The organism is Kitasatospora sp. GAS204B (genome assembly GCF_029892155.1).
GTDB lineage: Bacteria > Actinomycetota > Actinomycetes > Streptomycetales > Streptomycetaceae > Kitasatospora.
In genome coordinates this window covers 86,818-103,317 of the sequence record NZ_JARZAG010000016.1, presented here as the reverse complement: position 1 = coordinate 103,317, position 16,500 = coordinate 86,818, and the positions used below count along the sequence as shown (strand labels likewise).

At 68.5% G+C, this 16,500-nt stretch carries 11 protein-coding genes, 1 tRNA gene and 1 pseudogene; 7 read left to right on the top strand and 6 right to left on the bottom strand.

The window, feature by feature from the left end:
* Positions 1-13 precede the first annotated feature (13 nt).
* Positions 14-3,760, bottom strand: a complete 3,747-nt coding sequence (locus P3T41_RS22155) for a hypothetical protein (RefSeq protein ID WP_280691733.1) — start codon at positions 3,758-3,760, stop codon at positions 14-16.
* Positions 3,761-3,978: 218 nt separating this feature from the next.
* Between P3T41_RS22155 and P3T41_RS22150 the strand changes: the two genes are divergently transcribed.
* Genes P3T41_RS22150 through P3T41_RS22140 form a run of 3 tightly spaced genes read left to right on the top strand, consistent with a single transcriptional unit; the run spans position 3,979 to position 6,630 of the window.
* Complete coding sequence (locus P3T41_RS22150; RefSeq protein ID WP_280691732.1) at positions 3,979-4,176, top strand: hypothetical protein; 198 nt, start codon at positions 3,979-3,981, stop codon at positions 4,174-4,176.
* A 49-nt stretch (positions 4,177-4,225) separates the two neighbouring features.
* Entirely contained in the window at positions 4,226-5,443 is a 1,218-nt protein-coding gene (locus P3T41_RS22145; protein WP_280691731.1) for a WD40 repeat domain-containing protein, read from the top strand.
* Between the two features lie 20 nt (positions 5,444-5,463).
* Positions 5,464-6,630, top strand: a complete 1,167-nt coding sequence (locus P3T41_RS22140) for a damage-control phosphatase ARMT1 family protein (protein ID WP_280691730.1) — start codon at positions 5,464-5,466, stop codon at positions 6,628-6,630.
* A gap of 100 nt (positions 6,631-6,730) precedes the next feature.
* Here P3T41_RS22140 and P3T41_RS22135 read toward each other — a convergent pair.
* Positions 6,731-6,804 (bottom strand) — tRNA-Gly (locus tag P3T41_RS22135).
* A gap of 282 nt (positions 6,805-7,086) precedes the next feature.
* On the opposite strand from P3T41_RS22135, the gene P3T41_RS22130 reads away from it, so the two are divergent.
* On the top strand, positions 7,087-7,245 hold the full coding sequence (locus tag P3T41_RS22130; RefSeq protein ID WP_280691729.1) for a hypothetical protein: 159 nt from the start codon (positions 7,087-7,089) through the stop codon (positions 7,243-7,245).
* A gap of 112 nt (positions 7,246-7,357) precedes the next feature.
* A complete protein-coding gene (gene dcd, locus P3T41_RS22125; protein ID WP_280691728.1) occupies positions 7,358-7,933 on the top strand; it encodes a dCTP deaminase in 576 nt (191 codons plus the stop codon).
* 7 nt (positions 7,934-7,940) lie between these two features.
* Here dcd and P3T41_RS22120 read toward each other — a convergent pair whose 3' ends face one another.
* From P3T41_RS22120 to P3T41_RS22105, 4 genes and pseudogenes are all read right to left on the bottom strand, one after another.
* Positions 7,941-8,864, bottom strand: a complete 924-nt coding sequence (locus P3T41_RS22120; RefSeq protein ID WP_280691727.1) for a metal-dependent hydrolase — start codon at positions 8,862-8,864, stop codon at positions 7,941-7,943.
* A gap of 56 nt (positions 8,865-8,920) precedes the next feature.
* On the bottom strand, positions 8,921-9,832 hold the full coding sequence (locus tag P3T41_RS22115; RefSeq protein WP_280691726.1) for a Yip1 family protein: 912 nt from the start codon (positions 9,830-9,832) through the stop codon (positions 8,921-8,923).
* 208 nt (positions 9,833-10,040) lie between these two features.
* Positions 10,041-11,114 (bottom strand): annotated as a pseudogene (locus P3T41_RS22110) (NDP-sugar synthase); the annotation flags it as partial.
* A 365-nt stretch (positions 11,115-11,479) separates the two neighbouring features.
* Complete coding sequence (locus P3T41_RS22105) at positions 11,480-13,699, bottom strand: heterodisulfide reductase-related iron-sulfur binding cluster (RefSeq protein ID WP_280691725.1); 2,220 nt, start codon at positions 13,697-13,699, stop codon at positions 11,480-11,482.
* Between the two features lie 295 nt (positions 13,700-13,994).
* On the opposite strand from P3T41_RS22105, the gene dnaK reads away from it, so the two are divergent.
* Positions 13,995-15,836: a molecular chaperone DnaK gene (gene dnaK, locus P3T41_RS22100; protein WP_280691724.1), complete on the top strand. Its 1,842-nt coding sequence runs from the start codon at positions 13,995-13,997 to the stop codon at positions 15,834-15,836.
* Positions 15,833-16,453 carry a nucleotide exchange factor GrpE gene (gene grpE, locus P3T41_RS22095; protein WP_280691723.1) on the top strand — a complete coding sequence of 207 codons (621 nt, stop codon included), beginning with the start codon at positions 15,833-15,835 and terminating at the stop codon, positions 16,451-16,453. Before dnaK ends, grpE begins: the two co-directional genes overlap by 4 nt.
* Positions 16,454-16,500 lie beyond the last annotated feature (47 nt).

Below are 16,500 nucleotides of genomic sequence, written 5' to 3'. Positions count from 1 at the left end.
CCATCCGGGACGGTCAGTACTGGCGCCAGTAGTTGCGACGTTCGACCTTCCAATCACTGCTCCGTTCACCGACGCCGTCCTGACCGCCGCGGTCTTCGTCGTTCAATCCGCAGACACCAGTCCAGGTCGTCCGGCCGAAGCTACAGCTTTCTGTCACCCTGACTCTCCAAGCCAGGTTCCAGCCTTTTGCGGCAAGGGTGTCCATGGCAGCCGTCGCAAGCAGCAAGGCCGGGGGTCCGTGGCGGTCGATGCCCGGGTCGTGGAGGACCGGCTGATGTTCCCCGGGAAGATGAAAGTCGAGGTGCCGGCCGCTCCAGTGGAGGTCCAACAGGTCGGCCAGCGTCCGTGATGGAACCGCCCGGTTATCCGGCTTGCCCTTGACACCGTCCGACAGTCGTACGAGGAAGGTATCTTCGTATTCCGCCGTGCTGGCGGACGTGGCTTCACCGCCAGATGAGGGTCCTTTGGTAGCCCCTGGTCGCCGGTAGTACTCCGCCAGGTACATCTGAAGCGGCCAGCGCTCGCTCAGCTGTGGTGACTCCCCCGTACCCAACACAGTCGCGATGGCGCCTTCCCGCATGCCGCTCCGCACAAGGACTGTCTCCACCTCCACACGGACATACTTCTGGTCGGCGCCCGGTCTGGCCGGCGCCGACGACCGGTCCCCGTCCAGTCGCAGAACGGTGTACGGGTCGGTGACGAGAACCGGAAGTTGGCCTGCTCCCTCCGCGTCGTCAGGCCGGTCAAGGTTGTATTCGGCGCGCAGCACATACCAAGCCACCCCATCGGGGTCTTGCACCATCGCGAACCGGGGCGGCTGCATGCCTCTCAGCACGGCGGTGATGTCACCGTCGCCCACCGGGGCACACCACCAGGAGTCGGATCGCCGACTCAGGTGGGCCGAGGACGTCGGCCACCCTGGTGGGACGGTCGGGTCGATCCCGTGCCGCCGGTCCAGCACTGAGAGTTCGGACCAGGCGCGCAGCCCGCCCAGGCCGGACTTGGTCGTGCCGTGCCATTCCTCCAGGGCGGTCTCGAGGACCTTCTGCTGCTGGGCGTAGGCAGGCCACTCCCCAAGGCGATAACCCGTCCGGCCGCGCATCTTCACCTCAAGCCGCCTCGGCTTCAGAATCCGGGACCGCTGGACCAGCCACCGATAGCGCCTTGGATGGCTGTCGGTCTTCTCGACCATCGACCCGAAGTGGCTCTCGCACCGCTCCAATTTCCGCCAGGAGACCGGCAGCGGAGGAGCACATGGCAGTCCGACCCTGGGCTCCTCGCACGGCATGGCAGACGGCCAGAGCAACGTCCGCAAGCTGGAGATCGTCTGTTGGATGCCTCGGTGTGCCCTGAACTGGTCACGCATCATGACGGCGTTCCACTGCTCCGCCGGAACTGCCTCACCTCCCAACAACAGCGCACCGTAGGCGGCCAGCCAACTCGCCTCGGCAATGTACGAATCATGATGCTTCCCGAAGATCTCCACCTGTTCGATCGCCGCCCCGGGAACGTCCCGCCAGATCTGCGCCACCGTGCGCACGCACTGAGCGCGCAGTGGCGGGCTGGGAACTGCCGCAAGCCACAGCAACACTCTGGTGACATCCGTCGAATTCTTCCGAATCTCGTCAGCCCCGCTGGCCGCCCATCGAATGAACTGCTGGACCATGGCCATTCCGTCGCGATCTTCCAAGAGGTGCAGCATCGGAACGATGAAACGGCTTGCCAACTGGCCCTTCCCCAGCCCGTGAAGCTCACGGTGGAGGAAGCCGGCACCAGCTTGATGTTCCCGGCAGGCCGAGTTCACCAGCACTGTGTACCAGGCCCACGGTGCCAGCCCGGGGTCGGACGTACAACGCCTCAGGAAATGGAGCGATTGACCAGTGACCCGATCACGACGCCTACCTTCGAGAGAATCCAGAACAGCCATGACGACTGCCGACGGCAACCGCTTCGGCAGGAAGTGCGGAAGCTCCGTCTCCGGGTGGGTGTAGGGCACCACGCCGGCCAGAGCCGACAGCAGTCGGTAAGCCCGATCGGCGGTCTCATCAGGGCCGGACAGGTCTTTCACCAGGGAAGCCAGATGGCGCCGGCGCTCGGTTCCGTTCATCAGATTGCCGGCCCAGACGTGCTCGGCAAACCTCTGCACAGCGAATCCGATCCGCTGGTTCTGCGGGTCCGACGCCAACACACCCGCCTGGAAGAGCCATTCCAGGAGCTGTACGGGCTCTCCCAGTTCAGGCGCGCTACTCAGAGCCGCACATGCCGAGCCGTGGTCAAGGGAATCCTGCAGGCCCAGACGCTCGCCGAGGAGTGCGCAGGCCCGGCTCACCAAAGGATGGTCAGCGGCGGACGGTCGACCGTGAAGGTACCCGAAGTAGTCCCTGTCGAGGATCTTCAGCCACCGCTCGAAGAGGTCGCCGATGCTGGGCACTGGCACGGGTGCATCGTCATCTACTGCGTCACGCTCGCGATACAGGCACCAGGCGAGCACGGTGAGCATCAACGGGCGGCGCAGTTCGGCGACATCCGGTGGAAGAACCAGCGCGGGCACCTGGTAGACATCCCGGAGGACCTCCCATGCCTTCTCCGGGTCCGCCACACCGCTCGCCCAGTGGATCCCGTAGCACCCGACCGCACCTTCGTCCCGTGACCTGCGCCGGTCCAGGCGGGTGGATGCAACGAGCAAGACCTCGGGGAACTCCCTCAGCAATGCCGTCAGGGACGCGAACCCGTCCAGCTCATGACCGCGCAGAGCGGCAACGTCGTTGAGGGCGTCGATCACCAGCGTGGCGTGCTTCCCACTGGCACGTGCATGCTCCTGGAGCGCCGCCAACAGCTTCCGGACAGGACCACCCCGACCTCCTGGCACGGCCGCGCCGGCGATCTCCTCCTCCCACTGCTCGCCGCCGAGTTCCCGACCGCTGACGAACGCCACTGGAGCCCCGGCAACAACCCGGGCCTCCGCCCAGGCTCCGAGCCCGTAGGACTTGCCGGTGCCCCACCCTCCGGCAATCAGCAGAGCACCCGACACCCGGGCGAGCAGGGAAGCGTCGATGCCGATGGCAGCCAGCTGGCGCTGGCATGCGTGCAGTTCCTGCAGTGCGGAAAACAGCCTCCGCTCGGCAGAAACGTGCTCGGCAGGCAGATCGTCACGCGGTCCTGATGCCTTGAAGGCCGCACACAGCTCACGGATCACGGCTCCCATGGCCTCTGCCGCCGAGGCCGCCCGTTCCAGAGCCGACGTGATGGTGATGCCGTCGTCCCTCGCGGACTCGGGCGGCACGCCTTCGAGCAGGATGGCGAGCTCCTCGATCCTCAGAAGGCACTCCGCGCGGTCGCCCCCCTGGCTGCGCCACACCGCGAGGGCCGATTCGACCCGCATGGCCGTTGGCTGTCGAAATCCTTCGGCAGGCGGATCCCAGTCGACCCAGCGCCGCAGCTCTTCAGCCGCCAAGCGGATGCGAGCCGCACCCGTCCCGGGGGAAGTCAACTCCTCGAGGACATCGCTGAGCGGAGTGTGCAGCCACGGAGTCTCCAGCCCGTCGGCGCCGGCGCCCCGGCGGACGCTAAGCGCCGTAGCCAGCGCCTTGCGATCGAGGTCAACGCGGCGAGCGAACTCCTCATCGGTGGAGGGTAGTTCGGACTCGGCAACCGGTTGTCCGACGACACGTTCACCACCGGTGTAAATGTGCAATTCGCCCACCGTCCGGACCTGCACCGCCGGACCGTGGAACTCCCCGCCTTCGATGTAATTCGCCACCCGCCCGATTCTGCCGAAAACCAGTGACCCAGAGGCGTCCTTCCGGCAAGAGAGGCCGGCGGTCAACTGGTCAACGTTCCGGCAGCTGCGTTTCGCCAGTGGACGCGTCGCGAATCACCGGCTCGCGAGACGCGATCCGAGCCATTCCCGATCGGTGCCGGCGCAGACAGCTGTGCTTCACTGAGACCCTTCGCAGGATCGAATACTGGGGGTGGCACGTGCCGCTGGAAGTCGGACTGTGGCGGGTTGACGGCGCTGAGCCGGTACGGGTGGCGACCCAGCGGATGCCTCTGGAAGACCGGCTGGAGAGGCTGATCGAGGCGGATCCGACGATCCTCGGCCGACCGCTTCTGGTGGTCGGCCGGCGGGTGCAGACCCCGTTCGGCAAGGTCGTCGATCTGCTTTGTCGACGGTGAGGGCACGCTGCACGTTCTGGAGCTCAAGCGCGACCGTGCCCCGCGCGACGTGGTGGCGCAGATCCTCGACTACGGCTCCTGGGTCCAGGGGCTGACGAACGACGTGGATGATCTTCCCGCCCGCGTCCGGTCGGTGGTGATCGACGGCCAGTCAGGCCTCCTCCTCGCTGCGACCGAGGACGCCGTCGTCCGGGCCTTCGATGTCAAGGGACCTGTGGGCGACATCCAGATGCCTCCAGGCGTCGACTGGGTCCGGGCGCTGGCCTGCACAACCGACGGCACGGTCGTCGCCGGCTGCGAGGACGGTGCTCTCCGAGTATGGACGAAGTCCGAGCCTGACGGACTACATGTGGTGGCCGACGGCTCGAACACGGTCTGGTCCACCCACATCACAGCCGACGGCGCCCTCGGGGCTGTCGGCCACGGTGACGGCCGCATCGAGCTACTGGACCTGCCCACCGCCGCGCTGCACCGCGAGATGCTGGGCGGTGCAGGCCGAGTGTGGTCGGTGGCCACCGGCGAGAAGTACGTCGCTGCGGCCTGCGGCGACGGTTCCGTCCGCGTCTGGTCCCTCGTCGACGAGAGTTGGACGCTGCGGCTCAACGACGATGTCGCCCGAAGCTGGAGCGTCGCCGTACCTCAGGCCGGTACTCGGCTCGCCGCCAGCACCGGCGACGGACGCATCCGGTGCTGGGACCTCCCCACCGGAGCGCTGCTGTGGGAGCAACAGGCCCATGCCGGTCGCGTCAGGTCGCTGGCGTTCGACGCCGCCGGAAACCTGCTCGCGGCGAGCGGCGGCGACGGCACCGTACACCTCTGGGACGCGCGCACGGGCCAGCACCTCAGCCGGTTCGTGAACCCCGGAGGCTGGGCACGGTCGATCACCATCGACGCTGCGGGCACCCGCCTCGCAGTCGGCTCGGGCACCGGCGAGATCCACATCCGCGACGTCCGGACCGAGCAGTTCATCGGGCACCTCCCCGGCCACGCGGGGCGGGTCCTCATGGTGGCGTTCTCCGAGGATCCTGATCATCTGGTGTCGGCGGCGGCCGACGGGACGGTCAGGGCCTGGTCGCTCAGCCGACAACGCCAGCTCGCCGAGGTCCGTGTCGACGCGACGCTGAACTGCGCCGCCGCCGATCCTGGTACGGGTCGTGTGCTCGTCGGGAGCGCGGCCGGCCCGGTGTCGCTGCGGCTGAACCATGGCGGCCTCACCGTTGACGAATCCGTCGCTGTCCCGCTCGCGGGTCCTGGTGACGGCCGATGATGAAAAGGACGAGCCTGAACGTGCCCACCGCACCCACGATCCAGAGTGATGTCCCCGGGTCCTTCGCCTGGAGTGTCTTCCACGAGCGGCACCCGAAGCTCATCCAGCAGGTGCTCGACGCTCTGCCGTACGGACCGGCCGAGCGGGCAGCAGGCGAGCAGCTGCTCGCCGAGAGCACCAGCGGCGTGCTGGAGCCGCTGACCGAGAGCGCCCACGATCAGCAGCAGTGGCTGGAGTGGGGCGAGGGCCTGTTCGGGCGGCCGTGGGGCGAGGCGCCGTTCCTGTGGGCCGAGAGCTACTTCTACCGCAGGCTGCTCGAAGCCACCGGCTACTTCCGGCCCGGGACTTGGCAAGGCATCGACCCGTTCGCCCCGTTCAAGAACGCCGAGCTGGCCAGCCCGGCGGTGGACGATGAGCTGGCGGCTCTCCGCGACCTGCCGGCCCTGTCCGTCGATAAGCGAGCCGAGGTGCTGGTCTCGTCAGCGCTCTGGGGCAACCGGGCGGACCTCAGCTTCCAGATCACCGCCTCGCCCGGGGACGCCCAGCCCTCCGCTTTGATCGCGGACGACAGCTCGCTCCTGTGGTCCACCCTGGCCGCTGCGAGCAACCCGAGGGTCTGCGTCATCGCGGACAACGCCGGGCGGGAGCTGCTGCCCGACCTCGTCCTGGTCGACCACCTCCTCACGAGCGAGTTGGCCACCGAGGTCGTCCTGTACGTCAAGCCTTCCCCCTACTACGTGTCGGACGCGACCACCGCCGACGTCCTCGCCACCATCGAGCGCCTTCGCACCGCACCAGAGCGGGAGGCGGAACTGATCGGCCGTCGGCTCTGGCAGGCGATGAACAGCGGCACGCTCGTGGTCCGCACGCACCGGTTCTTCTGCGCGCCGCTGCCGTTCCACGACATGCCCGCCGACCTGCGGGCCGAGCTCTCCGGCGCCACGATGACGATCATCAAGGGCGACCTCAACTACCGTCGCCTCGTCGGGGACCAGCTCTGGGCCGCCACGACTCCGTTCACGGAGAGGGCTAGCCACTTCCCGTCCCCGGTGGCAGCCCTGCGTACGTTGAAGTCGGACGTCATCGTCGGCCTCGACGCACCGGTGGTCGCCAGGCTGGACTCCACTGGGGAGCCCTGGCGCACCAGCGGTAAGTACGGGCTCGTTCAGGTCCACGCGCAGGCGTAGTACCGGTACGGGGCCGCCTTCTGGCATGAATCTGGCACAACAGCCCCGAATTGATCGAGGCAATAAACAAGCCGCAGGCCTCTGGCCTGCGGCTTTGCATTGGAGCGGGCGACGAGAATCGAACTCGCGCTATAAGCTTGGGAAGCTCATGTTCTACCATTAAACTACGCCCGCATGACGACCCGTCAGCAACGGCTCGATCATGCATCATGCTACCCCATCCCGCACCCTGCGCCGAAACGGCTGCCGCGGATACGGTGGTGCCGCGAATGCGACGGCGAGCCGTGGTGGGGATGTCCGGAAGATCCCCTAATGTGACGCTGTCGTGGTGAGGTGGAGGGCCCCGGCTCGTGGGGAGCTCGGCCTTGTTGGGGAAGCGTGGGAAGGGGATCGATGGAGCAGCGGACCGTTGTTCGGTGTGCCGAGGGGCACCTGTTCAGTACCAGCACGTTCCCGATGCAGCAGCTCGGAGCCGCGCGGCTGGGGCCGGGGCGGTTGATCCGCTGTCCGCAGTGCGGGCGGATGCGCAGTTCGGTGCCGGCGGACGTGAGTGTGTTGACGGCGCCGCAGTTGGAGCGGGCCTTGCGGCTGGAGGCCGGGGCGTTCCTGGCCTGAGGGGAGGCCTGAGGGAAGGTGGGCCCTCCCAGGCAGCGGACAGGTGTGCGGGAGGGCCGCCGGATGGTGAACGGATTGGGAGGACGCGCGCACGAGCACGTAACCTCGTGGCGTGCTGCTCTCCGATAAAGACATCCGAAGTGAGATCGACAACGGCCGGGTCGTGGTCGACCCGTTCGAACCGGCCATGGTCCAGCCGTCCAGTATCGACGTCCGACTGGACCGGTTCTTCCGGGTGTTCGAGAACCACCGATACCCGCACATCGACCCCTCCGAGGAACAGCCGGACCTGACCCGGCTGGTGGAGCCGGACGGCGATGACGCGTTCATCCTGCACCCGGGCGAGTTCGTGCTCGCCTCCACGTACGAGGTGATCACGCTGCCGGACGACGTGGCCTCGCGACTGGAGGGCAAGTCGAGCCTGGGGCGGCTCGGGCTGCTGACGCACTCGACGGCCGGCTTCATCGACCCGGGGTTCAGCGGGCACGTGACGCTGGAGCTGTCGAACGTCGCCACGCTGCCGATCAAGCTCTACCCGGGGATGAAGATCGGGCAGCTCTGCCTGTTCCGGCTCTCCTCGCCCTCCGAGCACCCGTACGGGTCCGCGCGCTACGGCTCGCGCTACCAGGGGCAGCGCGGGCCGACGCCGTCGCGTTCCTACCTGAACTTCCACCGGAGCAAGATCTAGCCTCCGGTCAGGCCCGCTTGGGGCGGGTGACCGCGGTCAGTTCAGTACCGTCCGCCGAGAGGATCAACTCCGTCTCCAGCGAGGAGAGTTGGCCGAGCCGGTGGAGGTGGGTGCCGCCGCAGGCGATCGTGGCGGAGCCCGCCGGGAGTTCGCAGTGCCAGCGGCGGCGGGCGGTCAGCTCGGGGCCGGGGACCTCGATCCGCACCGGCGCGTCGGCGGCGACCCAGGCGGCGAGGCGCTGGTTGACGTCGGCGGTGATCACGGGCAGCGCATCGGCCAGGGCGGGCAACTCGTCGACCGCCTCCGCCGTGAAGCCCTTCTTGCGCAGCGACTTGCCGAGCCGGTAGACGTCGGTGCTGGCCTCGGTGTCCATCACCGAGGAGGCCATCGCCAGACTGTCGAAGTCCGGGTTGCCGAAGGCGTCGGCACGGCCCGGGTCCTTGCGCCAACGGGCGGCCAGCGCGGCGTTCAGGGCCAGGGCGAGCAGGTGGCAGCCGGTGTGCGCGGCACTGAGAGCGGTGCGGCGCTCGGCGTCCACCGACAGCGTCACCGGCCGGGCCACCAGCGACTCGGGCGACACCCCCTGCGCCAGCTCGGGCAGCACGTGCAGCACCAGCCAGGACCACGCCTCGTCACCACGGCGCACCGGAATGTCGGCGCCCACCAGCAGCTCGCCGCTCGCCGGGTCCACGGCACCGGTCAGGCAGTCCACCACCGCCAGCTCGACGGCCTCGGCACCCGCTGCCCCGGGCACGGTCAACGTGCCGGTGTCGGCGGGCTGGTCGGGCCAGGTGTGGTCGAGCGGGTGGAACGGGGTGCCGGCGGTGACGACGCCCCACCGGCCGTCGCCGAGCGGGTGGACGGCGAGGACGGTGGACTCACCGGTCACCGCGCCGCCGGGGAAGCTGACGCGGGTGGTGGGGAGGGTCATTCGGTTGCTCCGTGCAGTGGGGGGACGGACAGAGAAACAACGGTGTGCGGGCCAGGTCAGCCCAGGGTCGGCAGCTTGATCAGCACCAGCAGCGCCAGCAGTTGCAGCGAGACGGCACCGGCCGCCTTGCCCCAGGGCAGGTCGTGCACCCGGCGGACCAGGGTGGTCAGCAGGACGGCGCAGAACACCCAGGTCAGCCAACCGACCGCCTGCACCACCACGTTGGCGGACGGCAGGAAGAGCGCGAGAAGCATGCGCGGCACGTCACTGGTCCAGCCGATCAGGACGGAGAGGCCGACCGTGGAGGCCCACGGGCCGTCGCCGCCCAGCTGCCTGGCCAGCGCGTACGTCACCGAGCCCAGCATCAGACCGGCCACCGTGAAGGCGACGGCGGCGCCGAGCAGTGACCAGGCGGCGATGGCGAAGGTGGAGTTGACCACCTCGTTGTGGGTGTCGCCGAAACCGAGCACGGCGAGCACCGCGTAGAGCAGCGAGACCGTGATCGCGGGCAGCCAGACCTGGTGGTCGCGCATCTGGTCGAAGGTGCGGGCCGGCGCCCGGTAGATGCCGAGCAGCAGCTCACGCCAGCGCAGCCGCGGGCCGCCGGTGCGCGGGCCGCTACGGCCGCCGGCACGGTAGGTGGCGACGTGGTCCCGGGAGCGGGCCCAGGACGGCGCGTCGGGCTGGGTCGCGCCCGGACCCGGCCCGGCCCCGGCCTCACGCGGGTACCTCGGCTCCTCGCCGTAGTAGTACGGCTCTCCGACGTACTGCCCGCCGTATCCGGCGGTGTCCTCCCCTGCGGGATACCCCGCCGGATTCACCGCGAACGCCCGCGTGTGCCCGGGCTGATCCCCCCGGTACGGGTCGACCCCGCGGGGCTCGGTCGGCTCGTAGGCCGCAGCGCCGGCGGCGTATTCACGCTCGCCGCCGCCCCATCCGTTCCCGCTCAGACTTCCGTTGCCAGCCACCCTCCGAAGGTACCCGGAAAGGCGACCGGCAGCCCCACCAGCCAGCGGGACCAAGGGGATTGCAGCAGGGCTGTGACGCAAGGCGCCACCGCCCTGCCGACCGAACCGACCGAACCAACTGCCCGACCGACCGCCCGGGCTACTTCTGCAGCACCGACCCGTGCACCGCCGCCGCCGAGGTCTCGCCCGCGGGACAGCCGCCGGGGCCGGCGCTGATCCGCACCGCGCCGACCGGCAGTCGCGTGCCGCAGGCGATCCGGATGCCGTTCGGCAGCTCGTTGTCGGCCTCGACCACCGCGCCGTCGCCGATCACCGCGCCGTCCAGCGAGGTCCGCTCGCCGACGGTGGCGTAGGCGCCCACGATGGAGTCCTTCACGAAGGCGTCCGCACTGATCACGGCGCCCGGCAGCACGACACTGCCCTCGACGATCGCGCCGGCCGCGACCACGGCACCGGCCGCGACCACGGTGCCCGCGCTGAGCACGGCAGCCGGGTCCACGGTGGCGCCGTCCAGCAGCAGCGCGTCGCCGGTGGGGCCGGGGACGGCCGGCGAGTCGACGCGGCCGAGCACCAGGTCGGCCGAGCCGCGCACGAAGGCGGCGGGGGTGCCCAGGTCCAGCCAGTACGAGCTGTCGACCACACCGCGCACCAGGGCGCCGGTCCGCAGCAGCTCGGGGAAGGTCTCACGCTCGACCGAGACCACCCGGCCGGCCGGGATGCGGTCGATAACCGAACGAGTGAAGACGTAGCAGCCCGCGTTGATCTGGTCGGTGACGATCTGCTCGGCGGTCTCCGGCTTCTCGAGGAATTCCAGCACCCGGCCGCTCTCGTCGGTCGGCACCAGGCCGAAGGCGCGCGGGTCCTCGACCCGGGTCAGGTGCAGGGTGACGTCGGCGCCGGCGGCCACGTGGCCGTCCCGCAGCTCGGCGATGTCCAGGCCCGAGAGGATGTCACCGTTGAAGATCAGCACCGGGTCGTCGGCGCCGCAGGTCAGGCCTTCGGCCGCGTTGCGGATGGCACCACCGGTGCCGAGCGGCTCGACCTCGGTCAGGTAGACGATCTCCAGGCCGTACGCGGAACCGTCGGGAAAGTGCTCTTCGAAGACCTCGGCCAGGTAGGACGTGGCGAGCACCACGCGGGTGACGCCGGCGGCCGCGGCCCGGGCGAGCTGGTGTGCGATGAACGGCACACCCGCGACCGGCAGTATCGGCTTCGGGGTGTGCGTGGTGAGCGGGCGCAACCGGGTGCCCTGACCGCCGACCAGCATGATCGCCTGGGTCATCTGCGCGTTTCTCCCCTTGGTTCCGTTCAGCGACCTGGCCTGGAGTGTCACCAGATCGCTTGGGTGCTTGGTGCTGTCGGGGCGCCGACCTGACTGCCGGGCGCATGCGTGCCGGCTGCCGCACCAAGTGGACGCGACCCCCGTGCCGCATCCCGAGTTCGTCGAGAATATGCGTTCTTTATTAGTAAGCAGACTGCCCCGGGTGGAATCCACCCGGGGCAGGCATCATATGTGAGCCGCTGGACTGCAAGCACATTCGCGTCTCGGTCGGACCTCAGTTCGAGGAAATCCGGTCCGCCGGAAATCCCGGCGGACCCAAGGACCAGAAGGCCCAACGGCCCGCGGCCCCAGGGCCCTGCCGCCGACTACACCCCGGCCGGCTCGACGGCCTCCAGCGGCTCGGCCTTCACCGAGTCCAGCAGCAGCTGAGCGACGTCGACCACCTTCAGGTGCTCCTTGGCCGCCCCCTCGTTCTTCTTGCCGTTGACCGAGTCGGAGAGCATCACCAGGCAGAACGGGCAGGCGGTGGAGATGATGTCGGGGTTCAGCGACAGCGCCTCGTCCACCCGCTCGGTGTTGATCCGCTTGCCGATCCGCTCCTCCATCCACATCCGCGCACCACCGGCGCCGCAGCAGAAACCGCGCTCCTTGTGCCGGTGCATCTCCTGCTGGCGCAGACCGGGGACCTTGTCCATGATCTCGCGCGGCGGGCTGTAGACCTTGTTGTGGCGGCCCAGGTAGCACGGGTCGTGGTAAGTGATCAGGCCCTCCACCGGGTTGACCGGAATCAGGCGACCCTCGTCGATCAGGTGCTGCAGCAGCTGGGTGTGGTGGATCACCTCGAAGTGACCGCCGAGCTGCGGGTACTCGTTGGCGATGGTGTTGAAGCAGTGCGGGCAGGTGGCCACGATCCGCTTCTTCGGAGCGTCCTCCAGCGCCGCGTTCAACGTCTCGACGTTCTGCGCGCCGAGCATCTGGAAGAGGAACTCGTTGCCCAGCCGGCGGGCCGAATCACCGGTGCAGGACTCCTCCTTGCCGAGGATCGCGAACTTCACACCGGCGGTGTGCAGCAGTTCGGCGAAGGCCTTGGTGGTCTTCTTCGCCCGGTCCTCCAACGCGCCGGCGCAGCCGACCCAGTAGAGGTACTCGACCTCGGCGGGCTCGATGTCCTGGCCGATCACCGGCACCTCGATGCCGGTGTCCTTCTTCAGCTCCTTGACCCAGTCCAGGCGCGCCTTGGTGGCCATGCCCCACGGGTTGCCCTTGTTCTCCAGGTTCTTGAGCATCGTCCCGGCCTCGGTCGGGAACGAGGACTCGATCATCACCTGGTAGCGGCGCATGTCGACGATGTGGTCGATGTGCTCGATGTCCACCGGGCACTGCTCGACGCACGCCCCACAAGTGGTGCAGGACCAGAGCACGTCGGGGTCGATGACGCCGTTCTCTTCGGCGGTGCCGATCAGCGGGCGCTCGGCCTCGGCCAGCGCGGCCGCGGGGACGCCGGCCAGCTGCTCGGCGGTGGCCTTCTCGTTGCCCTCCGCGTCCTTGCCGCCACCGGCCAGCAGGTACGGCGCCTTGGCGAAGGCGTGCTCCCGCAGACTCATGATCAGCAGCTTCGGCGAGAGCGGCTTTCCGGTGTTCCAGGCCGGGCACTGCGACTGGCAACGCCCGCACTCGGTGCAGGTGGAGAAGTCGAGGATGCCCTTCCAGGAGAAGTGCTCGACCTGGGAGACACCGAACACGGCGTCCTCCGCCGGGTCCTCGAAGTCGATCGGAGCGCCGCCGCTGGTCATCGGCTGCAGCGCGCCCAGCGCCACCGCGCCGTCCGCGTTGCGCTTGAACCAGATGTTCGGGAAGCCCAGGAACCGGTGCCAGGCGACGCCCATGTTGGTGTTGAGCGAGACCGTGATCATCCAGATGAAGGAGACCGAGATCTTGATCGTCGCGGTCAGCCAGAGCAGGTTGTGCAGGGTGCCGATGCTCAGCCCCTTGAACGCGAGCACCAGCGGGTACGAGACCACGTAGGCGGCCGAGTAGTGGTCCACCCCGGCCTGCGCGCCCTCCAGGCCGCGCAGGGTCAGGATCGCCGCACCGATGATCAGGATGACCGCTTCGATGAAGTACGCGAAGCCCATGTTGGAGCCGGCGAAGCGGGACTTGCGGCCCGCCTTGTTCGGCAGGCTCAGCTGGCGGATCACGGTCAGCACCGCGATGCCGAGGAAGGTCACCAGGCCGAGCAGCTCCTGGAACACCAGGTACGGCGTCCAGTCGCCGATGACCGGGACCACGAACGTCGGGTCGAAGAGCTGACCGAACGCGCCGACCAGGGTGAGGATCAGCGCGTAGAAGCCGACGGCGACGCACCAGTGGGCGACGCCGACGATGCCCCACTTGTTCATCCGGGAGTGCCCGAGGAACTCCCGGATCAGGGTCACCGTGCGGGCCGCCGGGTCGTTGATCCGCGACCCGGCCGGAACCGGCTGGCCGAGCCGGACGAAGTGGAAGATCTGCGCGATGGCACGAGCGAACAGCGCCACGCCGACCACGGTCGTGCCCAGTGAGATGAGGATCGCTGCTAGCTGCATCCGGCTTCTCCGTACTCCAGCGGCGGTGGGGATAGAGGTCGGTCAAGTGTACTCGTGGGTAACTTAACCACCCACCGGCCCGGACCTTATCGCCCTCTAGCACCCGTCCAGAAGATGCTCAAGGTATGGCGGCAGTCACGTAAGGCCATACTCACCCATAAGGGGCAAAATCACAGAGGGTCCGGTAGGGGCAGCATAAAAGTTGAGCGCCATCGACTCATGGCTGTTGACGCTGCCCCGGGCCTCAGGCATGCTTGAGCCCGTAAAGCTCAACTCTTCTGTGGAGGTATTTGCGATGGCACGCGCGGTCGGTATCGACCTCGGCACGACGAACTCGGTCGTCAGTGTTCTCGAAGGCGGTGAGCCCACCGTCATCACCAACGCCGAGGGCGCCCGGACCACGCCGTCCGTCGTCGCCTTCGCCAAGAACGGCGAGGTGCTGGTCGGCGAGGTCGCCAAGCGCCAGGCGGTCACCAACGTCGACCGGACCATCCGCTCGGTCAAGCGCCACATGGGCACCGGGTGGAAGATCAACCTGGACGGCAAGGACTTCAACCCGCAGCAGATCAGCGCCTTCATCCTGCAGAAGCTGAAGCGCGACGCGGAGGCCTACCTGGGCGAGACGGTCACCGACGCCGTCATCACCGTCCCGGCCTACTTCAACGACTCCGAGCGCCAGGCGACCAAGGAGGCCGGTGAGATCGCGGGCCTCAACGTCCTGCGCATCGTCAACGAGCCGACCGCCGCCGCTCTCGCCTACGGCCTGGACAAGGACGACCAGACCATCCTGGTCTTCGACCTCGGTGGTGGCACCTTCGACGTGTCGCTGCTGGAGATCGGCGACGGCGTGGTCGAGGTCAAGGCGACCAACGGTGACAACCACCTCGGTGGTGACGACTGGGACCAGCGCGTCGTCGACCACCTGGTGAAGGTCTTCCAGGCCGGCCACGGCGTGGACCTCTCCAAGGACAAGATGGCGCTGCAGCGCCTGCGCGAGGCGGCCGAGAAGGCCAAGATCGAGCTCTCCTCGTCCTCCGAGACCTCGATCAACCTGCCCTACATCACGGCCTCCGCCGAGGGCCCGCTGCACCTGGACGAGAAGCTCACCCGGGCCCAGTTCCAGCAGCTGACCGCGGACCTGCTGGACCGCTGCAAGCACCCGTTCCACAACGTGATCAAGGACGCCGGCATCTCGCTCTCCGAGATCGACCACGTCGTCCTGGTCGGTGGCTCCACCCGCATGCCGGCCGTCGCCGAGCTGGTCAAGGAGCTGACCGGAGGCAAGGACGCCAACAAGGGCGTCAACCCGGACGAGGTCGTCGCGATCGGCGCCGCGCTGCAGGCCGGTGTGCTGAAGGGCGAGGTCAAGGACGTCCTGCTGCTGGACGTCACCCCGCTCTCCCTTGGTATCGAGACCAAGGGCGGCATCATGACCAAGCTGATCGAGCGCAACACCACGATCCCGACCAAGCGCTCGGAGATCTTCACCACTGCCGAGGACAACCAGCCCTCCGTGCAGATCCAGGTGTACCAGGGCGAGCGCGAGATCGCGGCGTACAACAAGAAGCTCGGCATGTTCGAGCTGACCGGCCTGCCGCCGGCCCCGCGCGGCCTGCCGCAGATCGAGGTCACCTTCGACATCGACGCCAACGGCATCATGCACGTCGGTGCCAAGGACCTCGGCACCGGCAAGGAGCAGCGGATGACCGTCACCGGCGGCTCCTCGCTGCCGAAGGACGACATCGAGCGGATGACCCGCGAGGCCGAGCAGTACGCGGAGGAGGACCACAAGCGCCGCGAGGCCGTGGAGACCCGCAACCAGGCCGAGCAGCTCGTCTACTCGACCGAGAAGTTCATCGCGGACAACACCGACAAGCTCCCGGCGGACGTCAAGACCGAGGTCGAGACCTCGATCGGCGAGCTCAAGGAGACCCTGAAGGGCGAGGACATCGCGGCCATCCGCGAGGCCTCCGAGAAGGTCTCCACCACCGCGCAGAAGCTCGGCCAGGCGCTCTACGCCAACGCCGACGCCTCCGCCGCGGCCGGTGCCGCGGGCGACGCCGGTGCCAAGGTCGAGGACGACGTGGTCGACGCCGAGATCATCGACGACGAGAAGCCCAAGGGTGGTGCCGCATGACGGAGAAGGCGCGGGGCGTGGAGCCCGGCGACGACTCCAACGCCGATGAGGACGTCGTGAAGGCCGCGGAGGAGGCGCTCAAGGGCGCCGCCGCCGCGGCGGACGGCGACGAGCTGGCGACCGCCAAGCGCGAGCTGACCGAGCGCACCGGTGACCTCCAGCGGCTGCAGGCCGAGTACCAGAACTACCGCAAGCGGGTCGAGCGCGACCGGCTGACGGTCCGTGAGATCGCGATCTCCAACATCCTGGAGGCGCTGATCCCGGTGCTGGACGACATCGGCCGGGCCCGCGAGCACGGCGAGGTGACCGGCGGCTTCAAGTCGGTCTCCGACAACCTGGAGACGGTCGTCGCCAAGCTGGGCCTTCAGCAGTTCGGCAAGGAGGGCGAGCCCTTCGACCCGAACCTGCACGAGGCGCTGATGCACAGCTACTCCTCGGACGTCACCGAGGACACCTGTGTGCAGGTCCTGCAGCCCGGTTACCGGATCGGCGAGCGGATCATCCGCCCGGCGATGGTGGCCGTCGCGGAGCCGCAGCCCGGGACCCAGAGCACCGGCGGCCCGGCCGCCGGCGGCCCGGACACGGGCCCCGAGGCTGACGGTGCCGCAGAGAACTGACACGCTGTGCGCTGCGGGGTCGCACGTCGCCTTCGGTGACGCGCGGC